This is a genomic window from Staphylococcus sp. EZ-P03 (genome assembly GCF_003344575.1).
Taxonomy (GTDB): Bacteria; Bacillota; Bacilli; order Staphylococcales; family Staphylococcaceae; genus Staphylococcus; species Staphylococcus simulans_B.
On sequence record NZ_QPMO01000015.1, the window covers coordinates 57,565 to 81,935 of the forward strand.

The following is a 24,371-nucleotide window of genomic DNA, read 5'->3' on the forward strand; positions in this document are numbered from 1 at the left end:
CGCGTCACCTCATCTTTCTGCTTTGAGTTCAAACAACATGTCTCGTAATTCTGTTGCTCTTTCAAAGTCTAATGCTTTTGCTGCTTGTTTCATTTCTTTTTCTACATTTTCAATCGTTTTTTCACGTTCTTTTTTCGTTAATTTCTTAGGTACCACTTTTTGTTCTTGTTCGTTTTCTTCTTCTGTTTCCACAGTAGCACTGATAACATCATGAATTTTCTTCTTGATTGTTTTCGGTGTAATACCATGTTCTTCGTTATACGCTTGTTGAATCTTGCGACGGCGTTCTGTTTCATCCATCGCATATTTCATAGAATCTGTAATTTTGTCTGCGTACATAATCACTTGCCCATGCTCGTTACGTGCTGCACGGCCGATAGTTTGAACTAACGAACGCTCTGAACGCAAGAAGCCTTCTTTATCTGCATCAAGTATCACCACTAACGATACTTCCGGAATATCGATACCTTCCCTTAATAAGTTGATACCGACAACCGCATCATAAGTGCCCATTCTTAAGTCGCGAATGATTTCGATACGTTCTAATGTCTTGATTTCAGAATGCAGATAGTTGACCTTGATACCTGCTTCTTTCATATAAGTCGTTAAATCTTCACTCATTTTTTTCGTTAATGTTGTAATGAGTACACGTTCATTTTTATCGATTCTATCTTGAATCTCGCTTAATAAATCATCAATTTGATTTTTCGTCGGACGGACATCTATTTTAGGGTCCAGCAATCCTGTCGGTCGAATAATCTGCTCAACCACTTCATCTGAGTGTTCTAATTCATAAGGGCCTGGTGTTGCTGAAACGTAAACCAATTGATGTGCTTTCTTTTCAAACTCTTCAAACGTTAAAGGTCTGTTATCTAAAGCACTCGGCAATCTGAAACCGTGATCGATCAGCACTTGTTTACGTGCTCTGTCACCGTTATACATCCCTCTGATTTGCGGTAAAGTCACGTGTGATTCATCAATCATAATCAGCCAATCATCACCGAAATAATCAAGCAACGTATAAGGTGTAGAACCATAGTCTCTTAAGTTCAAATGCACAGAATAGTTCTCGATTCCTGAAACAAAGCCCATCTCTCTCATCATTTCCAAATCATAGTTGGTACGTTGTTCCAGTCTTTGCGCTTCTAACAATTTATTATTTTCTCTTAAATATTTCAGACGGTCTGCAAGTTCCTTTTCAATACGTTGGATGGCTAACTCTAATTTTTCGTCACGCGTTACGAAGTGAGATGCCGGATAAATAGAGAAGTGGTCTCTTTCACGCAGTACTTCTCCTGTTAAATAGTTCACTTCGCTGATACGATCGATTTCATCACCGAAGAATTCGACACGAATACACATTTCATCACGAGACGCCGGGAAGACTTCTACCACATCGCCGCGCACTCTGAATGTGCCGCGTTTGAAGTCGATATCGTTACGTGTATATTGGATATCAACTAATCCGCGCAAGAATTGGCTGCGGTCCATTTCCATGCCTCGACGCACGTTGACAACCAAACTGCTGTATTCAGACGGATCCCCTAAACCGAAGATACTGCTGACACTGGCAACTACAATCACATCATCGCGCTCGAATAATGAACTTGTAGCTGAGTGGCGTAATTGGTCGATTTCGTCGTTAATTGTCGCATCTTTTTCGATAAATGTATCCGTAGAAGGTACATAAGCTTCTGGTTGATAATAATCATAGAAACTGACAAAATATTCTACTCTGTTTTCTGGGAAAAATGCTTTGAATTCGTTATATAACTGACCTGCTAAAGTCTTGTTGTGGGCAAGTACTAATGTAGGCTTGCCGGCTTGTTGAATTACGTTGCTCATTGTGAAAGTTTTACCTGTCCCTGTTGCACCGAGCAAAGTTTGATGATGTTTGCCTTCCTTAATTCCTTTAGAAATCTTTTCAATTGCGGCAGGCTGGTCTCCTTGAGGTGTAAACTCTGAAACCACTTTAAATGGATGATGTTCCATATATCAGGTATCCTCCTTTTTATACGATGCATACTGTAGCGTCTCTAAAATATAAATAGGCTGAGACATTCCACCATTGTCCCAACCGTTCACTTCATGTTGAGATTGCAATTAAGCTTGTTAATTCGCAACTTCTCAATTTTCATATAATCTATCTATTTACTCTATTTATACTCTTAATTACTTGTTTTCAAACTATTTACATCACTTAGTATTATAACAAATCATGTCAAAGAAATACAAACATCTGTTCGTAAAACAGAAGTTTTTTGCCAAACAAAAAAGCACTTGTCTCTGCTTTGACAAGTACCTGTATTACAATTTAACGGTCATCTTCATGATGTTGATGCAGTTTTAATTGATCCACGATGACAAAGCCTGCCAACAATGAAACGACATCTATAAATATAATCCACTCGCTGTGAAAGAATCCTTTATAAATCGAACCGCCGATTAACATCAACGTTACAATTGCACCGACCCATTTGTTCTTAGTAACGACACTGAATAGTACCACTAAGATACAGGGGAAAAATGAGGCGCAAAGATACCAAATGAGAACCATTTGTCAGTCACCCATCTCTTTTATTTAAAATTGACATCGTCAACTCACGCAATTCTGAACGCGGAATAAAGTTTTCTGTCAGCATTTCTGGTATCACATTATCGATAAAGTCTTGTACGGAGACCAAATGATCAAACTGCATAATTGTTTCTAATGACATTTCATAAATTTCGAAGAATAACGAATCCGGATTACGCTTTTGAATTTCTCCGAATGTTTCATAAAGCAAATCTATTTTATCTGCGACAGCTAAAATCTGACCTTCTAATGAATCATCTTTGCCTTCTTGCAGACGCTCTCTGTACACATCTTGATATTCCTCTGGGAATTCTTCTCTGATAAAATTATCTACCATTTCTTCTTCCACTTGAGAAAATAACTTTTTCAAATCACTGCTCGCATATTTAACCGGGGTTTTGATATCTCCTGTAAATACTTCCGAAAAGTCATGATTTAAAGCCTTTTCATATAAACTCTTCCAATCAATCGTATTGCCGTGCTGTTCTTCTACTGTACCTAAATATTGTGCAATTTTAGTCACTTTAAATGAATGTGCTGCTACATTATGCTCAAAATACTTAAACTTACCAGGCAAGCGTATCAGCTTTTCTAAATCAGACAGTCTTTTAAAATATTGATGTACACCCACGTTGAGCTCACCCCTTATCTATTTAATCGAATATTATACGCGCATGTCTTCGCATTGCGCAAGCACTTTGAAAACATATCATTCAAGTTCATTCAAACACTTTTTATTTTCTATTCAAAATATATTGATGCTTTGTCAAAGAAATTTCTTATTCATCCGCATTTCATATAAGAACAACCTGAATACTAAAAGTTGATTTAACTTTACCATTTTCACCAGCGACTTTAAATTAATATTACCCTTTCTCAAGCAATTTTTCGATTTTATCTATTCATAGCACAAGATACAAAAAAAGCACCGTCCTCAAAAGAGAACAGTGCGCTATATCAATGATTGATTAGTGGATGTAGTTATATCCGCCTGCTTGGCCTGCTGAAATTGTACGTGAAGTTACAACACCTGGGCCGTAACCGTAGTTCATTTCAGATACGCGAACTGAACCGTCGCTGTTAACACCTTCAACGTATGCTACGTGACCGTAAGCACCTGCTGAAGATTGCATGATTGAACCAGCTGCTGGTGTATTGTTAACTGTACGTCCTGCCGCTGCTGCTGCGTTCGCCCAGTTATTTGCGTTACCCCAAGTTGATCCGATGTTGCCGCCTGCACGACTGAATGCGTAATAAGTACATTGTCCTGCAGTGTATAAGTTAGCACCTGAATAGTAAGATGGTGCACTTGTTTGGTATGATGGAGCGCTGTATGAAGCTGCTGGCGCACTGTATGTTTCAGTAGCGTTGTAAGCTGGTGCTTCATAGCTTGTATAGTTTGTATTGTAGCTGTTATAAGCTGCATCTGATGTATAGTTTACAGGTGCTGCTGTTGTATTTGCCGGTGCATCGTAGTTTGCAGCTGCTTTTGGAGCTGCTGTATCTCGTTTAGATTGTGATGCTTGTGCTTCAGTTGGTACAGCTTTACCAGTATATAATGCTTCTAAATGTGCTGCGCCTTTTTCTGAAACTGCTAAGATATCTCCAGGTAAGATAACGTGAGAAACACCTGGGTTTAATTTGTACAATGTATCTAATGTAATATTATGTGCTTTTGCGATTGATTTTAAAGTATCTCCAGCTTTGACTTCTACAACGTCTGTGTCAGGTAAAACTAGAGAAGTATCTTTTTTAACTTCATCTTGGTTTAATTGGTTTAAATTTTTAATCTCGTCTGTAGTAGTGGCAAACAAAGCTGCAACTTCGCTTAACTTAGCATCTTCTTTAACTACGTGTGTTTGTTCTGCAGATGCAACACCATTTAATGATGTTAGTAAAGTTAGTGATGATGCTGATAGTAATAAAGCTTTCTTCATTTATTATTTCATCCTTTGCTGTCAATTTGTAATGCATTCAATATAGCACAACTTTCCTGCCCTGGGGGCATTGTTATAATTTTGTAATATAATCGTTATACTATCGTTTAAACTCTAAATTGGACAAACTTTCTGTCAATTAAAGCAAATCATAGGCATTTCAATGCTCGATAGGTTATTTAATAACTTTTCATGTCACATAACAGTAATATTAATCTATGCATTAAACATCTAAAATTATTTTTATGCGAAATACTTTTTTCGCTGCAGCAAAAGAAAAGGCCAAGACATTTCCTGTCCTGACCTTCATAAGAATAGAGATTAAGCTTCGCGGTTATCCATTTGTGTACGCAAGTAAGCTTCGATGAATGGACCGATATCTCCATCCATCACCGCATTCACATTACCTGTTTCTTCATTTGTACGATGATCTTTAACCATTGAATACGGATGGAAGACATAAGAACGAATTTGGCTGCCCCAACCGATATCTTTTTGTTCGCCTCGGATTTCTGCCATTTCACGTTCTTGTTCTTCTAATTTCAATTGATACAATTTCGATTTCAGCATTTTCATTGCTGCTTCACGGTTCTTGATTTGAGAACGTTCGTTTTGGTTGTTTACGACAATACCTGTAGGATGGTGGGTAATACGGATTGCAGATTCTGTTTTGTTGATGTGCTGACCGCCGGCACCTGATGCACGGAACGTATCTACTGTAATATCATCCGGGTTAATATCGATTTCAATTTCATTATTGCTGAATTCAGGAATCACATCGCATGAAACGAATGATGTATGACGTCGGCCTGAAGAGTCGAATGGTGAAATACGTACGAGACGATGTACACCTTTCTCAGCTTTTAAATAACCATAAGCGTTATGTCCTTTAATCACTAAAGTAACACTCTTAACGCCCGCTTCATCACCTGGCAGATAATCCGCCATTTCTACTTTAAAGCCTTTATTCTCTGCATAGCGCTGATACATACGCAATAACATACTTGCCCAGTCTTGCGACTCTGTACCGCCGGCACCCGGATGCAATTCGAGAATCGCATTATTAACATCATATGGTCCGTTTAATAACAGCTGCAATTCGAATTGATCCAGTTTTTCTTTGAAGTTGTTGGTTTCTTCTTCCAGATCCGCTTTTAAGTCTTCGTCATATTCTTCTTGCAGCAGCTCATGTGTGGCTGTCATATCTTCGATTTCTGCTTCTAAATCACGGTAACCTTGTACCACTGATTTCAACGCATTGTTTTTATCTATAATTTCTTGCGCTTTATTTTGATCATCCCAGAAATTCGGTTCTGTCATCATTTCTTCATATTCTTGGATGTTTGTCTCTTTTTCCTCTAAGTCAAAGAGACCCCCTAAGTTGTTCTAATTTTTCGTCATAATTGACTATGTTGCGCTTAATTTCAGATAGCTCCATCTTATCTCTCTCCTGTACACTTATTTTCATTTCATTTTATACTGGTATTATTTTAGCATATTTCATCTCTTGTCATGAATGAGAAAAAGAACCAAAAGCAGGCAATGACAAAAAGCATGCGCTTCTTGTCAAAGCATCTCGCAGTGGTTCTTAACAACGCTGATTATTTACCGCAGCAGTTTTTGTATTTTTTGCCGCTTCCGCATGGGCAGGGATCATTTCGGCCTACTTGGTCGCCTTTTACAATCGGCTTCGGTTTAGCTTTTTCTTTGCCGTCCTCAGCTGAGACGTGCTGCCCCTGATACTCCTTTGCTTTATCACGTTCCACATCATCTTCTACTGTGATTACAGACTTAAGGATATATTTGCTGACATCTTCTTCAATCATCATCATCATGTTATCGAAAAGCTGATGTCCTTCGTTTTGATAATCACGCAATGGGTTTTGCTGACCATATGAACGCAAGTGAATACCTTGACGCAATTGATCCATTGTATCGATATGGTCTGTCCAGCGGCTATCGATAGAACGTAATAAAATCATACGTTCGAACTCATTGAATTGCTCAGGGATATTCGCTTTTTGATTTTCATACGCTTGTTCAACTTTAGCCCATACTGTATTAAAGATATCTTCACGGTCTTTGCCTTTGATTTCCGACTCATTCAATTCGCCTTCATGCAAGAAGACATCTTCAACATAGTTGATGAATGGTTCATAATCTATTTCATCGATATCTTCATTCACATAGTTGCCGATAGCACGGTCTAATGTAGAACGCATCATTGTTTTCACAAGTTCTGAACTTGATTCGTTATCAATAATGTTATTTCTTTCACCGTAAATGATTTCACGTTGTTTACGCAGTACTTCGTCATATTCAAGAATACGTTTACGTGCATCGAAGTTGTTACCTTCAACACGTTTTTGCGCAGATTCAACCGCACGCGATACCATTTTAGATTCAATCGGTGTTGAATCATCCATACCTAAACGGCCCATCATGTTTTGTAATCGTTCAGAACCGAAACGTACCATTAATTCGTCTTGCAATGATAGGTAGAAACGACTTTCGCCTTTGTCGCCTTGACGTCCGGAACGACCACGCAATTGGTCATCGATACGGCGTGATTCATGGCGTTCTGTACCAATAACTGCTAAGCCGCCTAATTCTTCTACGCCTTCGCCTAATTTAATATCGGTACCGCGTCCGGCCATGTTTGTCGCAATCGTTACTGCGCCTTTTTGACCTGCAGTCGATACGATTTCTGCTTCGCGTTCGTGGTTTTTCGCGTTAAGTACATCATGGCGTACACCGCGTTTTTTCAATAGTTTAGAAATATATTCACTGGTTTCAACCGCAACTGTACCTAATAGAATCGGTTGGCCTTTTTTATGTTTTTCCACTACATCTTCAACAACTGCATTGAATTTGCCTTTTTGACTGATGTAAATCAAGTCAGGTTTATCTAAACGCTGAACTGGACGGTTTGTCGGTATTTGCGTCACCGTCATATTATAAATGTTACGGAACTCTTCTTCCTCTGTTTTCGCTGTACCTGTCATACCTGATAACTTGTTGTACATACGGAAGAAGTTTTGGAACGTAATCGATGCCATTGTTTTAGATTCGTTTTGGATTTGCACGCCCTCTTTCGCTTCAATCGCTTGGTGCAAACCTTCAGAGAAACGACGGCCCGGCATTGTACGACCTGTAAATTGGTCAACGATTAAGACTTCGCCGTCTGTTACCATGTAGTCGACATCGCGCTGCAATGTGTAGTTGGCACGTAAAGCTGTGTTGATATGCGTAATGATATCTACGTTGTTTAAATCATATAAGTTATCCAATTTAAACATACGTTCAGCTTTATCTGCACCTTGATCTGTTAATTGTACAGATTTTGTTTTCTCATCATAGTTGTAATCATCTTCAGCTTTCAACATCTTCGCAAATACGTTGGCTTGCGTATAAAGCGATGTTGATTTTTCAGCTTCGCCTGAGATGATTAATGGTGTACGCGCTTCGTCGATCAAGATAGAGTCGACCTCATCAATGATGGCAAAGTGCAGCGGACGCATAACACGTTCTTCCGCATAATTCACCATGTTGTCGCGCAGATAGTCGAACCCTAATTCATTATTCGTACTGTACGTAATGTCTTCCTTATAGGCTTGGCGTTTTTCAGCAGTAGATAAACTGTTTAAGTTTAATCCGACTGATAAACCTAAGAAGTTATACAACTCAGCCATTTCTTCACTTTGTACACTTGATAGATATTCGTTGACTGTAATAACGTGTACGCCGCGGCCGGCTAATGCGTTTAAATACGTCGGCATCGTAGCTGTTAATGTTTTACCTTCACCGGTTCTCATTTCCGCAATATCGCCATTATGAATCGCAATACCGCCCATGACTTGAACACGGTAAGGTGTCATATTGAATACACGTTTAGCCCCTTCTCTTACTAAAGCAAAGGCTTCAGGAAGGATTTCATCTAATATTTTATCTTGCTTTCTTACATCTTCTTCAGCTTGAACTCTCTCTTGGAATTCTCTTGTTTTGTTTCTCATTTCTTCGTCAGTAAGAATTGACATTTCTTCTTCTAAAGCGAGTACTTTGTCAGCTTGCTTACCTAGGCGTTTGATTTCTCTTTTATTGCCGTCAACAATTTTTGATAAAAAACCCATTCTGTTCGCTCCTTTGGTATAAAAACTGTTTGGCTTACAACAATTCATCTTACCATTTATATCGTCAAATTTACACTTAAATACTCATTATAATAGCCGTCTGTCCCTTGTTTTGACTATTACGATTCAAGTCTTTTTCTTTTACCCTATGCATAAGTATCTATTGCTCGATGCGTTATTTCTGCACAAAACGCACATATCTCTCTTATTCTGACATGTTTAAGTTGCCTAAATCAATCAAATACAATTCTATTAATACAATCTTAATCTTCGTGAAATAGAAAAAGAGACTTGCAGCTGATACAGCTGCAAGCCCCCTTCTTATACATATGAATCTTAATTTTCAACTGTTTCGATTAAACCGTATTTACCATCTTTTCTGCGGTAAACGATGCTTGTACCATCTGTATCACGGTCTGTGAAAATGAAGAAGTCATGGCCTAATAAGTCCATTTGCAATACTGCTTCTTCAGAATCCATTGGTTTCAAGCTGAATTGTTTAGAACGGATGATTTCGATTTCATCATCTTTATCTTGATCAGCTGCTTCCGGAGGTGTTTCTGGAATAGCTAGGAATGGTTCTTTCTCATTCTCTTTGCGTTTTTTACGATTTACGCGTGTTTTGTACTTACGCACTTGACGTTCTAATTTATTAGTAATTAAATCAATTCCCGCATATAAATCATCGTTTCTTTCTTCTGCACGAAGTGTCACGTCTTTAAGCGGAATTGTCACTTCAATTTTAGTGCTTGAATTTGCGTAAGTTTTTACTTTTACATGTGCATCAACGTTCGGCACATTTGTAAAGTAACGTTCTAGTTTACCAACTTTGTCCTCAATGTAATTACGGATTGCGTCTGTAATAGTGAGGTTGTCTCCATGAATTTCAAATCTAATCATAGTGATCGACTCCTTTAACCTCTATATATGTTTGATTGGTAATGCTCACTATTATAATAACATGTTTCAACTACCTAGCGAAAGCAAAGACATCTATTTTTCCAATTTTTCTGACAAATAGCGTTGCTATCGCATGATGAACAGTAAGCCCTGTTGTATAAATATCATCTACGAGTAAAATTGAACTATTCTCAAGATTTTTGATTGCGCTTTCATTCTTGATATAAAAAGGATTCTCCGCTTTTGCACGCATCACCTTATTCAAGCTGGATTGTTTCGGTCTGAGGTCCGTCTGCAACACAGCCTGATAACAGATACCTTTTGCATCCAGTACTTGCTGCACAGGATTGAAGGTTCTATTTTGGTCTCTGAGCAGCGGAGACGGAATCGGTATAATGAGGTCGTAATTTTCTTTCGGCAGCTGAATTCGATCCGCAATCACTTCACATAAAGCAGTATCCCCTGCTATTTTGTATTGGTGGATCGTATCGCGTACTTTGCCGGTATAACGATAATCACAGTACAGCTGATGCATCAATTGAAACTTTTGTTCTAAAAAAGCACAGTCCAAACATACGGTTTCTGTTTCAGCTAACGGTTTCAAACAACGTTTGCAGCGGTGTACTGTTGTTAAACGACAAGCCTCCCACTCGAGTCTGCAGCGCTCGCATAATACTTCAGGCGATTTATAAAAATTTGCGGCAGTTAACGGCTCATGAAATGGCACAAGACATTGTTTACATCTCGGCATCTAACCACCCTTTCTCAAATCCTAAGCGATTCATACGCTGAATTTGGCGTTTTGCACTGAGCATCGCTAAAGTCACACCATTATGCAGAAATAGTACATTACCGGATGTATCCTGCAATTTGCGTCCCGTACGCCCTGCAATCTGAACCAGTGCTGCAGCTTGGAAGGTTTGACTCTCTAGTACAATGACATCTAAATGTGCCATAGTAAAGCCGCGTTCTAAAATAGTCGTTGTAAAAATGATTCGGTGTTTACCCGCTCTTAATGCTTCAACTTTTTCAAAGCGCAGTGCATCTTCACTATGCACCGCTGCTAAATCATCAAAATACTTTTGATAATGCACTAAAGCTTGTTCCATTGCTTCGATTTGGTTAAAGAACACTAAAGTAACGCGTTTGTTTTCAATCTGCTTTTGCAACAGTTTCAGTAAATATGGCTGCAAACGCTGTGGTTTGAATTTAAAATAGCGAAACTTCGGTACAGGCAGCGGCTTTCTATGATAACGTGCCGGCAAAGTAATAATATTTTCTTTTTTGAATTGCTTTAACAAGTGTTTAGAGGGAGTAGCAGTCATATAAATATGACTATAGCAAGATGCAGAAGCATGAATCAGCGTCTGCATTAACAGCGGATCCATCGCAAGCGGGAAAGCATCCACTTCATCAATAAAAATGACGTCGAAATGTTGTTTGAATCGATACAATTGATGGACCGTAGCAACTACAAAATGCCCGCAGTACTTTTGTGACTGTCCTTGATATAACACATCAATTGCTTCATGAGAAAATGCTTCGATAATACGCTTGCTGATTTCAACGACAACATCGACTCTTGGCGATACAATTGCTACATTCAGTCCTTCTTGTCTGGCATATCGAATGCCTTCAAACATCATTTCTGTCTTCCCTGCCCCTGTCACTGCATATAGCAGCAGTATTTCTTGTGTTTGAATAGCTCTGATAATATGAGAAGAAGCATACGCTTGCTGCTGCGAGAGTTGGAAATCTAAATGGTATTCCCCTGAACTTTTATAATGTGCAGTTTCTGTCACAGCAATCATTTGCACTGTATCCATCCGACCCAGCTGCAAGCACCTTCTGCAGTAAGTAATGGTCTGCTGATGAAAGGCAGATGTATACGTATAATAATCGTGTTGATTCGGTGTTGCGCATTGTCGGCAATACCATTTGCCTTTGCTGTCTTTTAAGACACCAGGTCCTTGATAAAGGATTGTTTCATCTGTCAGATGGGCTGTATTTCTGACAAGTTTGCCGTAGTATTTGATTATTATGATTCCTCCTTCAAACAAAAAAGGACAAATCAAGCCGCTTCATAGCGCACTTCATTTGCCCGAAATATTGTTATTGCTAATTTAATTTTTATTCTTCTACATAATCCTCTGGTCGATTTGCTAAGACTTCAAGACGTTTATTCGTAAAGCCTAACGCCACACTGCCGACACCTAAATGCGAAGCAATGACCGGACTGAAATCTGAATAGTTGATGACATAGTGGTCTGGGCAACGCTTTTTCAGACTTTCATATAGCTTTAATCCATCTTCTTTTGAATCTCCATTAACAACATATAGAGTCACTTCATCATAGTCTTTGACTTGTTCTAATACGCCGTCTTCGATACGTTGGATTGCACGCTTTTTCGTACGTACTTTATCAACCGGAACAATTAAACCATCATCGAACTTCAAGACAGGTTTCATCTTAAGCAGCGTACCGATAAAGGCTTGCGCACCTGTAATACGTCCGCTCTTTTGCAGGTTCTTCAAGTCATCTACTACAATCATCGCACCTGTATGGTCTCTTATTTCATATAACTCATCCATGATGGCTTCAGCTGAAAGGCCTTCTTTAGCACGTTGTGCCGCATGAATCACATAACCGCCTAAAATCATACCCGACAATTTAGAATCGAATGAATGTACATTAATGCCGTCTACCATTTCGCCGGCTTGTGTTGCTGATTGATACGTTCCGCTGATACCTGCAGATAAGTATAAGCCGATTACATCTGTATAGCCTTCTGCTTTTAGTCTTTCATAGACTTCGACGACTTCTCCGATTGCCGGTTGACTTGTTGTCGGAATTTTCTTCTCTGATTTCATACGCTGATACAACTGACTCGGCGCAAGATCGACTCTCTCTGTATAATTATCTCCGTTTTCAAATGTCACACTTAATGACACAACTGAAATATCATATTTATCTAATAAAGCTTGTGTTAATGATGTTGTTGAATCCGTCATTACAGCAATCTTCATAGTTTTCCTCCTCAAATATACTCATTTTTAATCATACCTTATTTCATTAGAAAAGAAAATCGATTCTTACGTTTAGAAAAAACTGTTTCGCCATGTATAATAGGAGTTAAGATTGAGAACAAATTGCGTTCAAGAAATGCATAAAAGGATGTCATACAATGGAGAATCATATTATTACTATCAAGCAAGAATACGTGATTGAAAATGTCATTAATAAATCACGGTTTATTGCTCATATCAAGCCGGTAGCAACCGAAGAAGAAGCGAAAGCATTCATCGAAGCGGTCAAAAAAGAACACCGTGATGCAACACATAACTGTTCAGCCTATACCATCGGCGATAATATGCTGACACAAAAAGCAAATGATGACGGCGAACCGAGCGGGACTGCAGGTGTACCGATGCTTGAAATCTTAAAAAAATTAGAAACACATAATACAGCTGCTGTAGTGACACGATATTTCGGCGGTATTAAACTTGGTACCGGCGGATTAATCAGAGCTTACAGCGGTGCAGTCCGAGATGCTATCAAAGAAGGCGGACGCGTAGAATTGCGCAATGCACTTCCTACTACAGTAACAATCAGTTATGATCAAACCGGAAAATTCGAATACGAGTTGCAATCTACTGATTTCATCTTAAGAGATACGATTTATACTGACAAAGTCAGCTATAAGATCGATGTATTAGAAGATGACTATGAAGATTTTATCGCCTTTTTAAATCGTATTACTGCCGGCAAATTTGAATTAGATGAAGGCACAGTGACACGCTTGCCTTTTGATATCGAAACAAAATAATACATGATTTCAAATGAAAGACCGCCCAAGCTCTATCATCGACATAGAACTTAGGCGGTTTCATTTCAGTGTTATTTATTTTTATGTCCTCGATTGGCTCTTCTTTCTAAGAGTCCGAGCAATGGTCTGTAATTATCATCAATCAGTCCAGTAAACTCAACGATCAATTCAATCGTAATCAAGATTAGAATCAACATCATCACAACACCCCATGGTTGCGATAAGTATAAAATAATACTTGAAATACTGAACATAATTGCGATGGAATATATCAGTACAACGGTTTGACGATGTGTATAACCAAGTTTCAGCAATTTATGATGCAAGTGTGATTTATCCGGCTGCATGATACGCTGTCCCTTCTTTGCACGTCTGATCATCGCAAACAATGTATCAATGAAAGGTACTGCTAAAATCACCATAGGGAAGAATAATGAGAAGAATGTAATATTCTTAAACCCGAGCAGCGAAACAAAGCTGATAATAAAGCCCAGCTGCAAGGAACCGCTGTCCCCTAAAAAGATCTTAGCCGGATGGAAATTATAAAACAAGAATCCGATTAACGAACCTATCATGACAGAACAAATCATCATGATGAAGATATCCGCTTGCAGTATCGCAATAAACCCGATAGTCATAAAGGCAATGGTAGACACCCCTGCTGCTAAACCGTCTAAACCATCTATTAAGTTGATGGCATTCGTAATAGCGATAATCCAAAAGACAGTAAAGGGAATACTTAAAATTCCGAATTGAATCGTACCGAAGGGCAACTGAATGAAATCAATCGTTACACCATGATACACAACTACCAGCGCGGCTAAACATTGACCGAATAACTTATATAAAGGTTTTAATTCATGCACATCATCAATCAAGCCGACAATGTACATAATAATCATACCGATCAGCAGCGGAATGATTTCGCGTTCAATCGGATGGCCGATCCAAATGCCTAACACAAATGAAAAGAGTACCACCGTTCCGCCAAGTACAGAAACAGGTTTGGTGTGCACTTTTCGATAGTTCGGCTTATCCATAATATCCAGTTTTTTGGATATTTTAATAACAATCGGTGTCAACACTACACTGACGACCATTGAAATAAGTATCAATAAAAGTGTTATCATCTTATTTCCATTGCCAAAATGCTCCTCAAATTATGTTATACATAAGATGAGCACGCTGCTATCTGTCTTTTGACAAGGGAACCTCCCTTCAGTTTTTCATATGTATACAATACTAATAATCTATTTTAACACGAATTATTATTAATTGTAGTAAATTCTGGCAACTCTTAGCAATGTTTGAGATGACAAAATGTATATTTTCACTTACAATAACTAAGTGGTAAAACAAAGGAGCCGATCGAAATGATTGAAGCTATCATTTACAATATTTCTGTTACCGTTGCAGGAATTTACCTATTCCATAGGTTGCAATATTCAGAAACGAAACAAATGAAGTTTTCACAAACTTACGTCACAATACTTATGACTGTTGTAGCGCTATTGCTTGCGGCATATCCTATTCCAGTTCATAATTATTCACTTTATTTAACATTTGTTCCGCTATTATTCTTAGGCCGTTATACAAATGTATTCTTTACAATGGTCTCAGCCGCAATTCTCTTTGTGATAGGCGTGTTTGTTTACGGCGACCCGCTATCTTACAACATTGCCTTAATCATCATTGCTTTGGCTGTAAGTTTCATCGGACCGTTTATCAAGCAGAATGATATCGTTTCGCTGCAGATTTTAAACGTTATCAGTCTGATTATACTCAGCATTGTATCAGTGATTACACGTCTCTATACATTGCAAGAAATTATTTATCTTATTCCGATATCATTTGTTTTAACGATTTCATCATCGATTATCTTTGTCGATATTTGGCGTTTCTTCACATTAGTTCAACGGTATGAAAGCGAAGAACGTTTCGACTATTTAACAGGTCTCGGCAATGTAAAAGAATTCGACCGACACTTAAATAAAATGACTGACAAAGCTGACAGCAAACACACAAGCCTAGGTCTGTTATTAATTGATATTGACGGCTTTAAAGATGTGAATGATGCCTTTACACATCGTTCTGGAGATGCAGTATTAAAGCAGATTTCACAATTGCTGATAAATTATGTTCCGCCGAATATGAAGATATTCAGAAACGGCGGCGAGGAGTTTTCAGTCGTCTTGCTCGGCTACTCACTGGATCAAAGTGTGAAACTCGCTGAAAGCATTCGTGCAGGTGTAGAACAATCTTCTTTCCACTTGCCGAATAAAGAAGTGATTAAACTCTCTGTTTCTATCGGTATCGGCTATTTAACAGAAGATGACTATAAATCACAGCGCAAAGTCTTTAAAGACGCAGATGATATGCTGCATATGGCAAAAAATGAGGGACGTAACCAAGTGATGTTTAACCCGATTGTTAAATAATATTTTGTTTCAGATGAATACTTCAGAGACAAGGACAAATTCGATGTTCTTGTCTCTTTTTTTGCAATTCTATTGCAATCGCCGCCGTTCTATTGCAAGATTCAAATCTTCCCTGTAAACTTTCAAGTATCAACCAATACAAACAAGAAGGAGAGCTACAAGGTGCCTGAAGAAGCAATTACCATAATAGATGAGAACAAAGTTATCGATGTTGTGCTCACGGCAGGAAAAATTTTACTTGAAAGCGGTGCGGAAACATATCGTGTCGAAGATACGATGTCACGTATTGCTTACAGCTTTGGGTTAGATAATACCAACAGCTTTGTATCTAACACAGCAATTATCTTCTCATTAAACGATCGAACGAACACGCGTTTAATTCGAGTCCGAGATAGAACTACGGATTTAGAAAAGATTGCTTTAGCCAATAACATTTCACGTAAAATTGCGAAACACGAATTGAATATTGACGAAGCAAAATCTGAATTGATTCATTTGGAGCATGCTTCGCTGCAATATTCTTATTTAACGAAGTTTTTAGCAGTGTCTATCGCCTGCGGATTTTTCTTATTCATGTTCGGCGGTGTTGCGCAAGACTTTATCTTCGCAATTATTGCTGGCGCTGGTGCTTATTTAACCTTTGATTTTGTACAACGCTTTATCCAAATCAAATTCTTCTCAGAATTCATCAGTGCTATCGTAGTCGTCAGTGTTGCCGCCATCAGCCACAAGCTCGGCTTATCGGTCAACCAAGACATTATCACCATTTCCGGTGTCATGGTCTTAGTGCCAGGTGTCTTAATTACAAATGCTATCAGAGATTTAATGGCTGGCGAATTGCTTGCTGGTATGTCGCGCGGAATGGAAGCGGCATTAACCGCATTTGCAATCGGTGCCGGCGTCGCAATCATCTTACTCTTCTTTTAAGAAAGGCGTGTTACAGAATTGATCTTACATTATTTATTCCATTTCATTATCAGTTTTAGTTCTACAACTCTGTTTTCGATACTTTTCAACGCGCCGCGTAAGTTGTTACCTGCTTGTGGTTATGTAGGCGCAATGGGCTGGACGATTTATATCGTGTCCATGGATTTGAATTTAGGAAAAGTTGCTGCTTCTTTCCTTGGAAGCTTTATCTTGGCTATTATGAGTCACGCAATGGCTAAACGTTATTTCCAACCGGTTATTATCTTTATCGTTCCTGGTATTATTCCTCTTGTACCTGGGGGTGCTGCGTATGAAGCAACACGTTTCTTAGTTACCAACCAATATACACACGCAGTCAATACCTTCTTAGAGGTAACTTTAATTTCAGGTGCCATAGCATTCGGTATCTTATGTGCAGAAATCAGCTATCATATTTATAATCGAATTAGAATATACTATGGTAAAATGAAAGGTAAATCATATAAGAAGCAATTTAATATGAATAATCGAGGATAAGAGGTGCATATCAAGTGAAAGAACAATTAATCGACAGACTGAAACGTTATGCGGAGATTGATACTCAATCTAATCCCGACTCAGAAACAACACCATCTACTGAGAAACAATGGGACTTATTAAATTTACTCAAACAAGAATTAGAAGAACTTGGTCTTAAAACAGATATCGACGACTATGGTTATTTATTTGCGACATTAGAAAGCAATATCGCAACTGAAGTACCTACTGTCGGATTCTTAGCTCATATCGATACGTCGCCAGATTTCAATGCGACTAATGTCAAACCGCAAATCATTGAAAAATATGACGGCCAACCTATTCAACTAGGCGATACAGATCGCGAATTGAACCAAGACGTCTTCCCTGCTATGAAATCCGTTGAAGGCCATACGCTAATGATTACAGATGGCACATCATTGCTTGGCGCAGATGATAAAGCAGGTGTAGCGGAAATCATGACCGCATTAAATTATTTAGTAGAACATCCGGAAGTGAAACATGGACGTATCCGAGTCGCATTCACACCAGATGAAGAAATCGGACGCGGTCCGCACAAATTTGATGTTGAACGCTTTGGGGCTGACTTCGGTTACACAATGGACGGCAGCCAATACGGCGAACTTCAATTCGAAAGCTTCAATGCTGCTGAAGCAACTATCACTTGCCACGGTGTCAATGTACATCCGGGTTCAGCGAAAAATGTTATGGTTAACGCAATTAAATTAGGCGAACGCTTTGATCATGCATTGCCGCAAGATGAAGTACCAGAACAAACAGAAGGCTATGAAGGCTTCTTCCACTTAATGAGCTTCAACGGTACTACTGAAAAAGCACAATTAAAATATATCGTCCGTGATCATAACCGCGACCAATTCGAAGCACGCAAAGCATTGCTTGAAGAAATTAAAGATACTATCAATCAAGACTATGCGAATGATCCGGTAGAATTAGAAGTTAATGACCAATACTATAATATGGCTGAAAAAATCAATGAAGTACCTGAAGTTATCGAGATTCCAAAACGTGTCTTCAAACAATTAGGTATCGAACCGAATACAGAACCGATTCGCGGCGGAACAGACGGCTCTCAACTTTCATTTATGGGCTTGCCGACACCTAATATCTTCACAGGCTGCGATAACTTCCATGGTCCATTCGAGTATGCATCTATCGATGTTATGGAAAAAGCAGTACAAGTGATTTTAGGAATTGCTGAAGAAGTAGCAGCATCATCAAAATAATAAATAATTATCTATGAAAAAACGGCTGAGTCCCTATCAAAAGGATTCAGCCGTTTTATTGCTTGAATTATGCTTTTTTCTCATCATTATCAAAAGATGTCGTCAACAGTTTAAGTGCTTGTACCGCATAGAAACGAATTTGCAGACCCGCTTCAAAGCTCGTATAATTTTTCGGCATTTTCATAAATAAATTGAACATGCCTGTGACACCTAAAGCTTCATAGCGATCGAATTTATCAGCTGTCGCATTAATCGCAATGCAAGGCTTATGATATTTCGTCGCAAGTTCCGCAATACGCAGTGTCGTTGTTTCTAAGAGCTGATCTTGTTCATTGATGCCTTCACCGAACATAATTAAATCTGCTTGTTCAATCAAACTTTCTAAATGCGTGATTTGATCCACCAGATTATGGCTTGTCAACACCTCTGCGTTGTATAGCGCTGCTAGAACAGCCGCAACACCGCCGCCTGCACCGCCGCGTTCGACTGTGCTTGTTACGGTGCGTGTTTCATTTTTCAAAATTTCGCTGAAGTACCATACAAGATTATCCACTGCCGCTGCTTCTTCGCGTGAAATACCTAATAATGGATAGACTTGCATGATTTCACTGGCTTTGCCGTACATTTTGCTTGAGAAGTCCGATACAAGCTGGAAGCGTGTTTTTGATAAGCGTGGATTCAACCCAGATAAATCGACGCGGCGAATATATTTTAGAACATTGACACCTTTGCTTGCATCAATCGGTTCGCCTTCGTCATTATAATATTTTGCGCCTAAAGCTTGCAGCATACCTGCGCCGCCGTCAAAGCTAGCAATGTTGCCAAGGGAAATGACAACATGCTGTGCATCATTTTCTAATGCAGCCGCAATCACTTCACCTAAACCATAGCTTGAGCGATCAACAATCGGCTTTTTGCCTTGCAAGAATAAATCCGCTTCAATAATCGTCATGCCGCTCTCTGTTTTGCCGTAAACCGCTTCAATCGGTTCCATATCTGCATCATGTACATTCACACGGTATTTTGTTCCGGATTGCCATAAAAAGACCGAATCCATCAATTCATGCCGGCCGTTGAACAAAGGCACTTGCACGATATCTGCACCTTCGATTTGGCTTGCTACTGCTTCTTCTACGTAGCGATTCGCTTCGTAACTCGAAACGATTCCATTAAATTCATCCATTGCGACTAATACTCTCATTTTGTCACCTCAAATAAAGTTTCCCAATGTTTGTTGCATTCACTTTAATATTATACAGGGCATTATTCAAAATGCCCACTGTTACGTCTAACCCTTAAAATTAAAATAACTCCAAGCCTATCGGAAGTTGGAACTGTTTTATTTTCTTTCATTTCCGCCTTCCAAAGCTTGGAGTCTGTTTTCGTTCATATTTTATTATTGATGTTTTCCCCTAACAAGCTTATTCTTCAGCTTGTGCGAGTGAGGTCACATTAATGTCATCATGACTCGCATGCCACTTCACTTCTCCATTTACAAAGTAGAAAGCTTGCGGCGATTCGTGCTTCACTCCAGTTTTTTCAGCAATATAATCTGATACGTCTCTTTGTTCTTGTACAATTAAGTAATATCCATCAATATCGCGTTCATACAAAAACTTATTGAATTGATCATAAGCATTTGCTGAAATTGGACAAGTGTCGCTGTGTTTCATTATAAATACATATTTGTTGTCGTTAATTACCTGTTCAAACTGGTCAATTGAAGTCAGCTTTGTAGCCATTCTATTCACCTCTAAAAATATTTATCACTGCACGTGATAGTCCCATTCTAATTGCTATTTCAATGTGTCTAATTATACACACTTTATATTTCAATGTTAACCAAAACACTAACATTTTCCTTGCTTTTTTCAATCATTCTTGTGCAATTTGTTTTTTAAGTCCGTCAACTCGCGCTTAAACGGTTTATGCGCTTCATCTAATTCTTTCCCTGTTAAAGGCGTTTCATTCATATCATATCGTTCTAAACCATTGCTGACATCGATTGTCTTTTGTCGTGTCTCATAATAGTTTTGCAGACTGTAATACATTTCAATAGCCGTTTGATGTGCTTTTGCAGTATTCGGCTCTGACACACTCGCTTGGTTCAGCTCTTCGATTTGTCGATTAATCAGAGGCTGTACTTTATCTTTAATCACCGTTTTCGTATTAGCCGGATCATCTGTATCTAAATATTTTTTCGCAATCTGCTGCAGCTCTTTATTATGATGCTTCAACTTATGAATAAATTTATCGATACTGTCAAACTCCCCTGCTTGGCGTGCTGTTTCGACTTGCTTCTCTAACTGCGCACGGTTCTTCTCAAACAGCCTCGTGTAATTCAAGATATCTTCATTTGCTTTAATCGAGGCGTTGCAAAGGTGTATAAAACTGCGGATGGCTTTTAAATCTTTTTCTTGTTCATTAACCTCACTTATGTAAGTTTTACGCAAGGCTTTGACATCTTTAGTTTCAGCCGGCAATTGTTCTGCGGCGTTCTGATAAGATTCAAATGCAGGCATCAGCTTCTTATCCATATCCTTTTCCAATTGTTTGAAGTCTGTTTTATTTCTATCTGTTAAATCTGATCTGCTGAGTTCATTCAAACGATTCAAGCGCATGTCATCCATAATTTTTTCAACTTGACGCTCTTCTTTATCTACTTCATGCTTTGCTTTTTCAAAATGTTTTAAATCTGACTGCGTTTTATTACTGCATGCCGCAAGAGACAGCGTTAGACAAGCAATCGTTATTATGAGAAGCCACCTTTTCACTTTTGTCCACTCCTGTCTGTTTATCTTTATAATTTGCGTGTTAAGTGTTTGAGTAAGTCAAGATTCATAATATAATATTTTAGAGACTTTTACAAAGGACGGTTGATTATGTATTCAAAAACACAGCCTTTAATAGAAGATAAAAAGGCATTACTCTCTTATCAAGATCAATTCGACAGGTTAAGCGAACTTTTGCTCGGTTTGCTGAATACACCTGTTCAAACCGTGCAGCACATCGGAGGAACTGCACATTTCAACTATCCGACTGAACCTATTTTAGATATTTTGGTCGGTGTGAACAACCTGCATGATATTACTGCATTAGATGAAAAGCGTTTAAATTATGCCGGCTTTTATCGCGTGCATCACAGCTACAAGAAAAAAGCCATGATGGTAAAGTTCAATGATATGACTGAATTAAAACAAACTGTACGCCTGCACATCTTGCAGATTGAATCAAAACAATATCGCCATTATAAAGAAATGGATGCTGCACTGAGCCAAGACACTGAACTCAGTGCGCAGTTTTCAAAGGAAAAACAAGCATTGCATACACAAGCCTCAACCATTCGCGAATATGAAGAAGCTAAAGATGCATTGTTTGAAAAATTGTCACGTCAATTTCATTTAAATTAAGGTTATAGCATTTCACAAACTAAAGGTTTCATTGCTATAATAAGAAGATGAAAACAATTGAAAGGGAGTTCTATCGTTGCACAAAGATGACATTCTTACAGAATTAGCTAAAATTCTGCCAGAAGAAAAAATTAAAGTTGATGAACCATTAAAACGCTATACTTATACGCAAACAGGAGGAAAGGCTGATTTCTATCTCAGTCCGACTAATTTCAAAGAAGTCCAAGCCATCAATCATCTTGCTAGAATCAACAACATCCCTGTCACATACTTAGGCAACGGCTCTAACATTATTATCCGCGAAGGCGGTATCCGCGGAATTGTATTGAGCTTATTATCCATGGATTATATTAAAGTTGAAGATAATGTCATAATCGCAGGCAGCGGTGCAGCGATTATTGATGTCTCCCGTACCGCTCGCGACAAATCTTTAACTGGATTAGAATTTGCATGCGGCATCCCAGGTTCTATCGGCGGTGCTGTATTCATGAATGCAGGTGCTTATGGCGGAGAAGTCCGTGATTGTATCGATTACGCTGTATGCGTCAATGAACGCGGCGACTTAGTCCAATTGACACGTGATGAATTAGAACTTGGCTACCGCAGCAGTATTGTGCAAAAGCAGCACTTAGTAGTCTTAGAAGCTGCCTTTAACTTAGCACCAGGCAATCAAGAGGATATTCAAGCTGTCATGGACGACTTGACTGAACGCCGTGAATCAAAACAACCGCTTGAACATCCATCATGCGGCAGTGTCTTCCAAAGACCTCCAGGCCACTTTGCGGGTAAACTGATTCAAGATTCAGACTTGCAAGGCCATCGTATCGGCGGTGTCGAAGTTTCTACCAAACACGCAGGTTTCATGGTCAATGTCGATAACGGCACAGCAACGGACTACGAAGACTTGATCCACCATGTTCAGCAAGTGGTTAAAGAAAAGTTCGATGTTGAATTGCATCCGGAAGTACGTATCATCGGCGACCATCCAGAAGACCAGCAATAAGGCAGGCAATTGATATGTCGCATTCACAACAATTACACGGTATTGGTTTAGACAGCGAAACAAGATGTATACACTATCACACACCTTTAGACGTAGTCGCTATTAAATTCAAATGCTGCGGCAAGTACTATGCTTGTATTCATTGCCATAACGAATCAGAAGACCACGCACCTATTCCATGGTCCAAAGAAGAATATGATACACATGCGATTTTGTGCGGTGTATGCGGACATGAACTTACCATTGCAGAATATACTAAAACCAATCATTGTCCTCATTGCAACGCACCATTTAATCCGCGTTGCGAAGCACACTATCCGCATTACTTTGAAATATAAAATCAAAACGGGCGAGTTACGATAACTTATCATCGTGACTCACCCGTTTTTTTATCGTCTTCCCCCATGTTTAACGATAATTATTTAACTATGTCTTTTAATTCATCGATTTGTTTCATTGTTGTAGTTGTAGAACCTGATGCGAAGTACCAAAGTTTAGGATCTACTTCGTATACTTGGTCATCTTTGATAGCTTTAACGTTTTTAATTACGTCATTGCTTAATACTTGTTTCGCAGTAGATTTACCGCCGATAGCTTGACCGCGGTCCATCGCAATAATTACACCTGGATTTTTTTCGTTAACATATTCGTTTGTTACGTTTTGACCGTGTGCACTTGCTTTAATTTTTTCATCTGCTGGTTTGAAACCTAATGTATTGTAAACTAAACTTCCGAATCGTTCTTTAGGACCGAATGTTGATAATTCGCCTTCGTTCACTAATAAGTACATCACTGATTTGTCGAAGTCTTTCGTTTTAGCTTTCATGTCCGCAACTTTTTTATCTAATTTTTTGTTCAATTCTTTTGCTTTATCTTCTTTGTCGTAGATTTTGCCTAAGTTTTCAGCGTTTTTCTTAACTGAATTCATGTAGTCTTTATCATCTGCACCGACATAAACTACTTTTGCTTTAGGTGCTGCTTTTTTGAATTCATCTAAATTCTTTTGGTTCGCTGTACGGTTTGAAATGAAGATTACTTCTGGTTTTGCTTGTGCAACTTTATCAAAGTTGACTTCTTTCAATGAACCTGTGTTTAAGTATTTTTCATCTTTAAATTCTTTTAAGAAATCTGGTAAAGTGCTGTTGTCTTCACCTTTAGGTGTTGCTTTTACTTTGTCTGCTACACCTAATGCTTTTAATGTATCTAATGCACCGTAATCTAAAACAACTGCGTTTTTAGGATTAACAGGTACTTCTACAGTGTCTTTCACTTGTTTAGCATCGCTGCCTTTTGGATCTTTACCGTTTAATTTATAACTATTTTCAATTTTTACTGTCTTTTTATCTGAAGTTCCTTTTTCTGAACTTTCTTTTTGATCACTGCCGTTACCGCAAGCAGCTAATAAAAACATAACACTAACTAAAATAAATAAGCCTAATTTCTTCATCTGTTTTTCTCCTTTTG

23 protein-coding genes are annotated in these 24,371 nt (G+C 38.6%); 8 read left to right on the forward strand and 15 right to left on the reverse strand.

Features of this window, described 5'->3' with window-relative positions; translation table 11 throughout:
• Window positions 1-9 precede the first annotated feature (9 nt).
• The 10 genes from uvrB to fakB1 all read right to left on the reverse strand — a co-directional run bounded on the left by uvrB (window position 10) and on the right by fakB1 (window position 12,569).
• Complete coding sequence (gene uvrB / locus DVJ99_RS07955) at window positions 10-1,992, reverse strand: excinuclease ABC subunit UvrB (protein ID WP_105993568.1); 1,983 nt, start codon at window positions 1,990-1,992, stop codon at window positions 10-12.
• Between the two features lie 322 nt (window positions 1,993-2,314).
• Entirely contained in the window at window positions 2,315-2,557 is a 243-nt protein-coding gene (locus DVJ99_RS07960; RefSeq protein ID WP_114603812.1) for a CsbA family protein, read from the reverse strand.
• A gap of 7 nt (window positions 2,558-2,564) precedes the next feature.
• Complete coding sequence (locus DVJ99_RS07965) at window positions 2,565-3,206, reverse strand: YfbR-like 5'-deoxynucleotidase (RefSeq protein ID WP_114603813.1); 642 nt, start codon at window positions 3,204-3,206, stop codon at window positions 2,565-2,567.
• A gap of 337 nt (window positions 3,207-3,543) precedes the next feature.
• Window positions 3,544-4,512 carry a COG3942 and LysM peptidoglycan-binding domain-containing protein gene (locus DVJ99_RS07970; protein ID WP_114603814.1) on the reverse strand — a complete coding sequence of 323 codons (969 nt, stop codon included), beginning with the start codon at window positions 4,510-4,512 and terminating at the stop codon, window positions 3,544-3,546.
• Between the two features lie 321 nt (window positions 4,513-4,833).
• A protein-coding gene (prfB, locus tag DVJ99_RS07975) for a peptide chain release factor 2 (protein ID WP_114603815.1) occupies window positions 4,834-5,950 on the reverse strand; the annotation gives its coding sequence in 2 pieces (ribosomal slippage) (window positions 4,834-5,877 and window positions 5,879-5,950; 1,116 coding nt in all).
• Between the two features lie 163 nt (window positions 5,951-6,113).
• Window positions 6,114-8,642, reverse strand: coding sequence for a preprotein translocase subunit SecA (secA, locus tag DVJ99_RS07980; protein WP_114603816.1), 2,529 nt, complete (start codon window positions 8,640-8,642; stop codon window positions 6,114-6,116).
• A gap of 336 nt (window positions 8,643-8,978) precedes the next feature.
• Window positions 8,979-9,542: a ribosome hibernation-promoting factor, HPF/YfiA family gene (gene hpf / locus DVJ99_RS07985; protein WP_114603817.1), complete on the reverse strand. Its 564-nt coding sequence runs from the start codon at window positions 9,540-9,542 to the stop codon at window positions 8,979-8,981.
• A gap of 70 nt (window positions 9,543-9,612) precedes the next feature.
• On the reverse strand, window positions 9,613-10,293 hold the full coding sequence (locus DVJ99_RS07990) for a ComF family protein (RefSeq protein WP_114603818.1): 681 nt from the start codon (window positions 10,291-10,293) through the stop codon (window positions 9,613-9,615).
• Window positions 10,280-11,602, reverse strand: coding sequence for a DEAD/DEAH box helicase family protein (locus DVJ99_RS07995; RefSeq protein WP_240430826.1), 1,323 nt, complete (start codon window positions 11,600-11,602; stop codon window positions 10,280-10,282). Before DVJ99_RS07995 ends, DVJ99_RS07990 begins: the two co-directional genes overlap by 14 nt.
• A gap of 70 nt (window positions 11,603-11,672) precedes the next feature.
• Window positions 11,673-12,569: a fatty acid kinase binding subunit FakB1 gene (fakB1, locus tag DVJ99_RS08000; RefSeq protein ID WP_114603819.1), complete on the reverse strand. Its 897-nt coding sequence runs from the start codon at window positions 12,567-12,569 to the stop codon at window positions 11,673-11,675.
• Window positions 12,570-12,727: 158 nt separating this feature from the next.
• On the opposite strand from fakB1, the gene DVJ99_RS08005 reads away from it, so the two are divergent.
• A complete protein-coding gene (locus DVJ99_RS08005; RefSeq protein WP_105993559.1) occupies window positions 12,728-13,369 on the forward strand; it encodes a YigZ family protein in 642 nt (213 codons plus the stop codon).
• Window positions 13,370-13,440: 71 nt separating this feature from the next.
• Here DVJ99_RS08005 and DVJ99_RS08010 read toward each other — a convergent pair whose 3' ends face one another.
• The gene (locus tag DVJ99_RS08010; protein WP_105993558.1) at window positions 13,441-14,499 is read right to left on the reverse strand and encodes a glycosyltransferase family 4 protein; all 1,059 of its coding nucleotides are present in this window, start codon (window positions 14,497-14,499) and stop codon (window positions 13,441-13,443) included.
• Between the two features lie 243 nt (window positions 14,500-14,742).
• Here DVJ99_RS08010 and gdpS point away from each other — a divergent pair, with 243 nt between their 5' ends.
• The 4 genes from gdpS to pepT all read left to right on the forward strand — a co-directional run bounded on the left by gdpS (window position 14,743) and on the right by pepT (window position 18,494).
• The gene (gene gdpS / locus DVJ99_RS08015) at window positions 14,743-15,807 is read left to right on the forward strand and encodes a GGDEF domain-containing protein GdpS (protein ID WP_105993557.1); all 1,065 of its coding nucleotides are present in this window, start codon (window positions 14,743-14,745) and stop codon (window positions 15,805-15,807) included.
• 162 nt (window positions 15,808-15,969) lie between these two features.
• Window positions 15,970-16,734: a threonine/serine exporter family protein gene (locus tag DVJ99_RS08020; protein WP_105993556.1), complete on the forward strand. Its 765-nt coding sequence runs from the start codon at window positions 15,970-15,972 to the stop codon at window positions 16,732-16,734.
• Window positions 16,735-16,755: 21 nt separating this feature from the next.
• Complete coding sequence (locus DVJ99_RS08025; protein ID WP_162912160.1) at window positions 16,756-17,250, forward strand: threonine/serine exporter family protein; 495 nt, start codon at window positions 16,756-16,758, stop codon at window positions 17,248-17,250.
• A 14-nt stretch (window positions 17,251-17,264) separates the two neighbouring features.
• The gene (gene pepT, locus DVJ99_RS08030) at window positions 17,265-18,494 is read left to right on the forward strand and encodes a peptidase T (RefSeq protein ID WP_114603821.1); all 1,230 of its coding nucleotides are present in this window, start codon (window positions 17,265-17,267) and stop codon (window positions 18,492-18,494) included.
• A 67-nt stretch (window positions 18,495-18,561) separates the two neighbouring features.
• Here pepT and DVJ99_RS08035 read toward each other — a convergent pair whose 3' ends face one another.
• The 3 genes from DVJ99_RS08035 to DVJ99_RS08045 form a co-directional block, all read right to left on the reverse strand.
• Window positions 18,562-19,695, reverse strand: a complete 1,134-nt coding sequence (locus DVJ99_RS08035; RefSeq protein ID WP_114603822.1) for a glycerate kinase — start codon at window positions 19,693-19,695, stop codon at window positions 18,562-18,564.
• Between the two features lie 220 nt (window positions 19,696-19,915).
• On the reverse strand, window positions 19,916-20,236 hold the full coding sequence (gene ytxJ, locus DVJ99_RS08040) for a bacillithiol system redox-active protein YtxJ (RefSeq protein WP_105993552.1): 321 nt from the start codon (window positions 20,234-20,236) through the stop codon (window positions 19,916-19,918).
• Window positions 20,237-20,365: 129 nt separating this feature from the next.
• Window positions 20,366-21,268, reverse strand: coding sequence for an EMYY motif lipoprotein (locus tag DVJ99_RS08045; protein WP_114603823.1), 903 nt, complete (start codon window positions 21,266-21,268; stop codon window positions 20,366-20,368).
• Between the two features lie 108 nt (window positions 21,269-21,376).
• Between DVJ99_RS08045 and DVJ99_RS08050 the strand changes: the two genes are divergently transcribed.
• The 3 genes from DVJ99_RS08050 to DVJ99_RS08060 all read left to right on the forward strand — a co-directional run bounded on the left by DVJ99_RS08050 (window position 21,377) and on the right by DVJ99_RS08060 (window position 23,245).
• Window positions 21,377-21,904 carry a GrpB family protein gene (locus DVJ99_RS08050; protein ID WP_114603824.1) on the forward strand — a complete coding sequence of 176 codons (528 nt, stop codon included), beginning with the start codon at window positions 21,377-21,379 and terminating at the stop codon, window positions 21,902-21,904.
• Window positions 21,905-21,980: 76 nt separating this feature from the next.
• Window positions 21,981-22,907, forward strand: coding sequence for a UDP-N-acetylmuramate dehydrogenase (gene murB / locus DVJ99_RS08055; protein ID WP_105993549.1), 927 nt, complete (start codon window positions 21,981-21,983; stop codon window positions 22,905-22,907).
• A gap of 14 nt (window positions 22,908-22,921) precedes the next feature.
• Window positions 22,922-23,245: a CHY zinc finger protein gene (locus DVJ99_RS08060; protein ID WP_114603825.1), complete on the forward strand. Its 324-nt coding sequence runs from the start codon at window positions 22,922-22,924 to the stop codon at window positions 23,243-23,245.
• A gap of 80 nt (window positions 23,246-23,325) precedes the next feature.
• Here DVJ99_RS08060 and DVJ99_RS08065 read toward each other — a convergent pair whose 3' ends face one another.
• Window positions 23,326-24,354: a ferrated catecholamine ABC transporter substrate-binding lipoprotein SstD gene (locus DVJ99_RS08065; protein WP_114603826.1), complete on the reverse strand. Its 1,029-nt coding sequence runs from the start codon at window positions 24,352-24,354 to the stop codon at window positions 23,326-23,328.
• Window positions 24,355-24,371: the final 17 nt, after the last annotated feature.

Excerpts from the sequence above, each read along its gene's own strand:
- uvrB (WP_105993568.1), bottom strand. The coding sequence starts at position 1,992 with ATGGAACATCATCCATTTAAAGTGGTTTCAGAGTTTACACCTCAAGGA.
- DVJ99_RS07960 (WP_114603812.1), bottom strand. The coding sequence starts at position 2,557 with ATGGTTCTCATTTGGTATCTTTGCGCCTCATTTTTCCCCTGTATCTTA.
- DVJ99_RS07970 (WP_114603814.1), bottom strand. The coding sequence starts at position 4,512 with ATGAAGAAAGCTTTATTACTATCAGCATCATCACTAACTTTACTAACA.
- secA (WP_114603816.1), bottom strand. The coding sequence starts at position 8,642 with ATGGGTTTTTTATCAAAAATTGTTGACGGCAATAAAAGAGAAATCAAA.
- hpf (WP_114603817.1), bottom strand. The coding sequence starts at position 9,542 with ATGATTAGATTTGAAATTCATGGAGACAACCTCACTATTACAGACGCA.
- DVJ99_RS07990 (WP_114603818.1), bottom strand. The coding sequence starts at position 10,293 with ATGCCGAGATGTAAACAATGTCTTGTGCCATTTCATGAGCCGTTAACT.
- fakB1 (WP_114603819.1), bottom strand. The coding sequence starts at position 12,569 with ATGAAGATTGCTGTAATGACGGATTCAACAACATCATTAACACAAGCT.
- DVJ99_RS08005 (WP_105993559.1), top strand. The coding sequence starts at position 12,728 with ATGGAGAATCATATTATTACTATCAAGCAAGAATACGTGATTGAAAAT.
- DVJ99_RS08010 (WP_105993558.1), bottom strand. The coding sequence starts at position 14,499 with ATGATAACACTTTTATTGATACTTATTTCAATGGTCGTCAGTGTAGTG.
- gdpS (WP_105993557.1), top strand. The coding sequence starts at position 14,743 with ATGATTGAAGCTATCATTTACAATATTTCTGTTACCGTTGCAGGAATT.
- DVJ99_RS08035 (WP_114603822.1), bottom strand. The coding sequence starts at position 19,695 with ATGAGAGTATTAGTCGCAATGGATGAATTTAATGGAATCGTTTCGAGT.
- ytxJ (WP_105993552.1), bottom strand. The coding sequence starts at position 20,236 with ATGGCTACAAAGCTGACTTCAATTGACCAGTTTGAACAGGTAATTAAC.
- DVJ99_RS08050 (WP_114603824.1), top strand. The coding sequence starts at position 21,377 with ATGTATTCAAAAACACAGCCTTTAATAGAAGATAAAAAGGCATTACTC.
- DVJ99_RS08060 (WP_114603825.1), top strand. The coding sequence starts at position 22,922 with ATGTCGCATTCACAACAATTACACGGTATTGGTTTAGACAGCGAAACA.
- DVJ99_RS08065 (WP_114603826.1), bottom strand. The coding sequence starts at position 24,354 with ATGAAGAAATTAGGCTTATTTATTTTAGTTAGTGTTATGTTTTTATTA.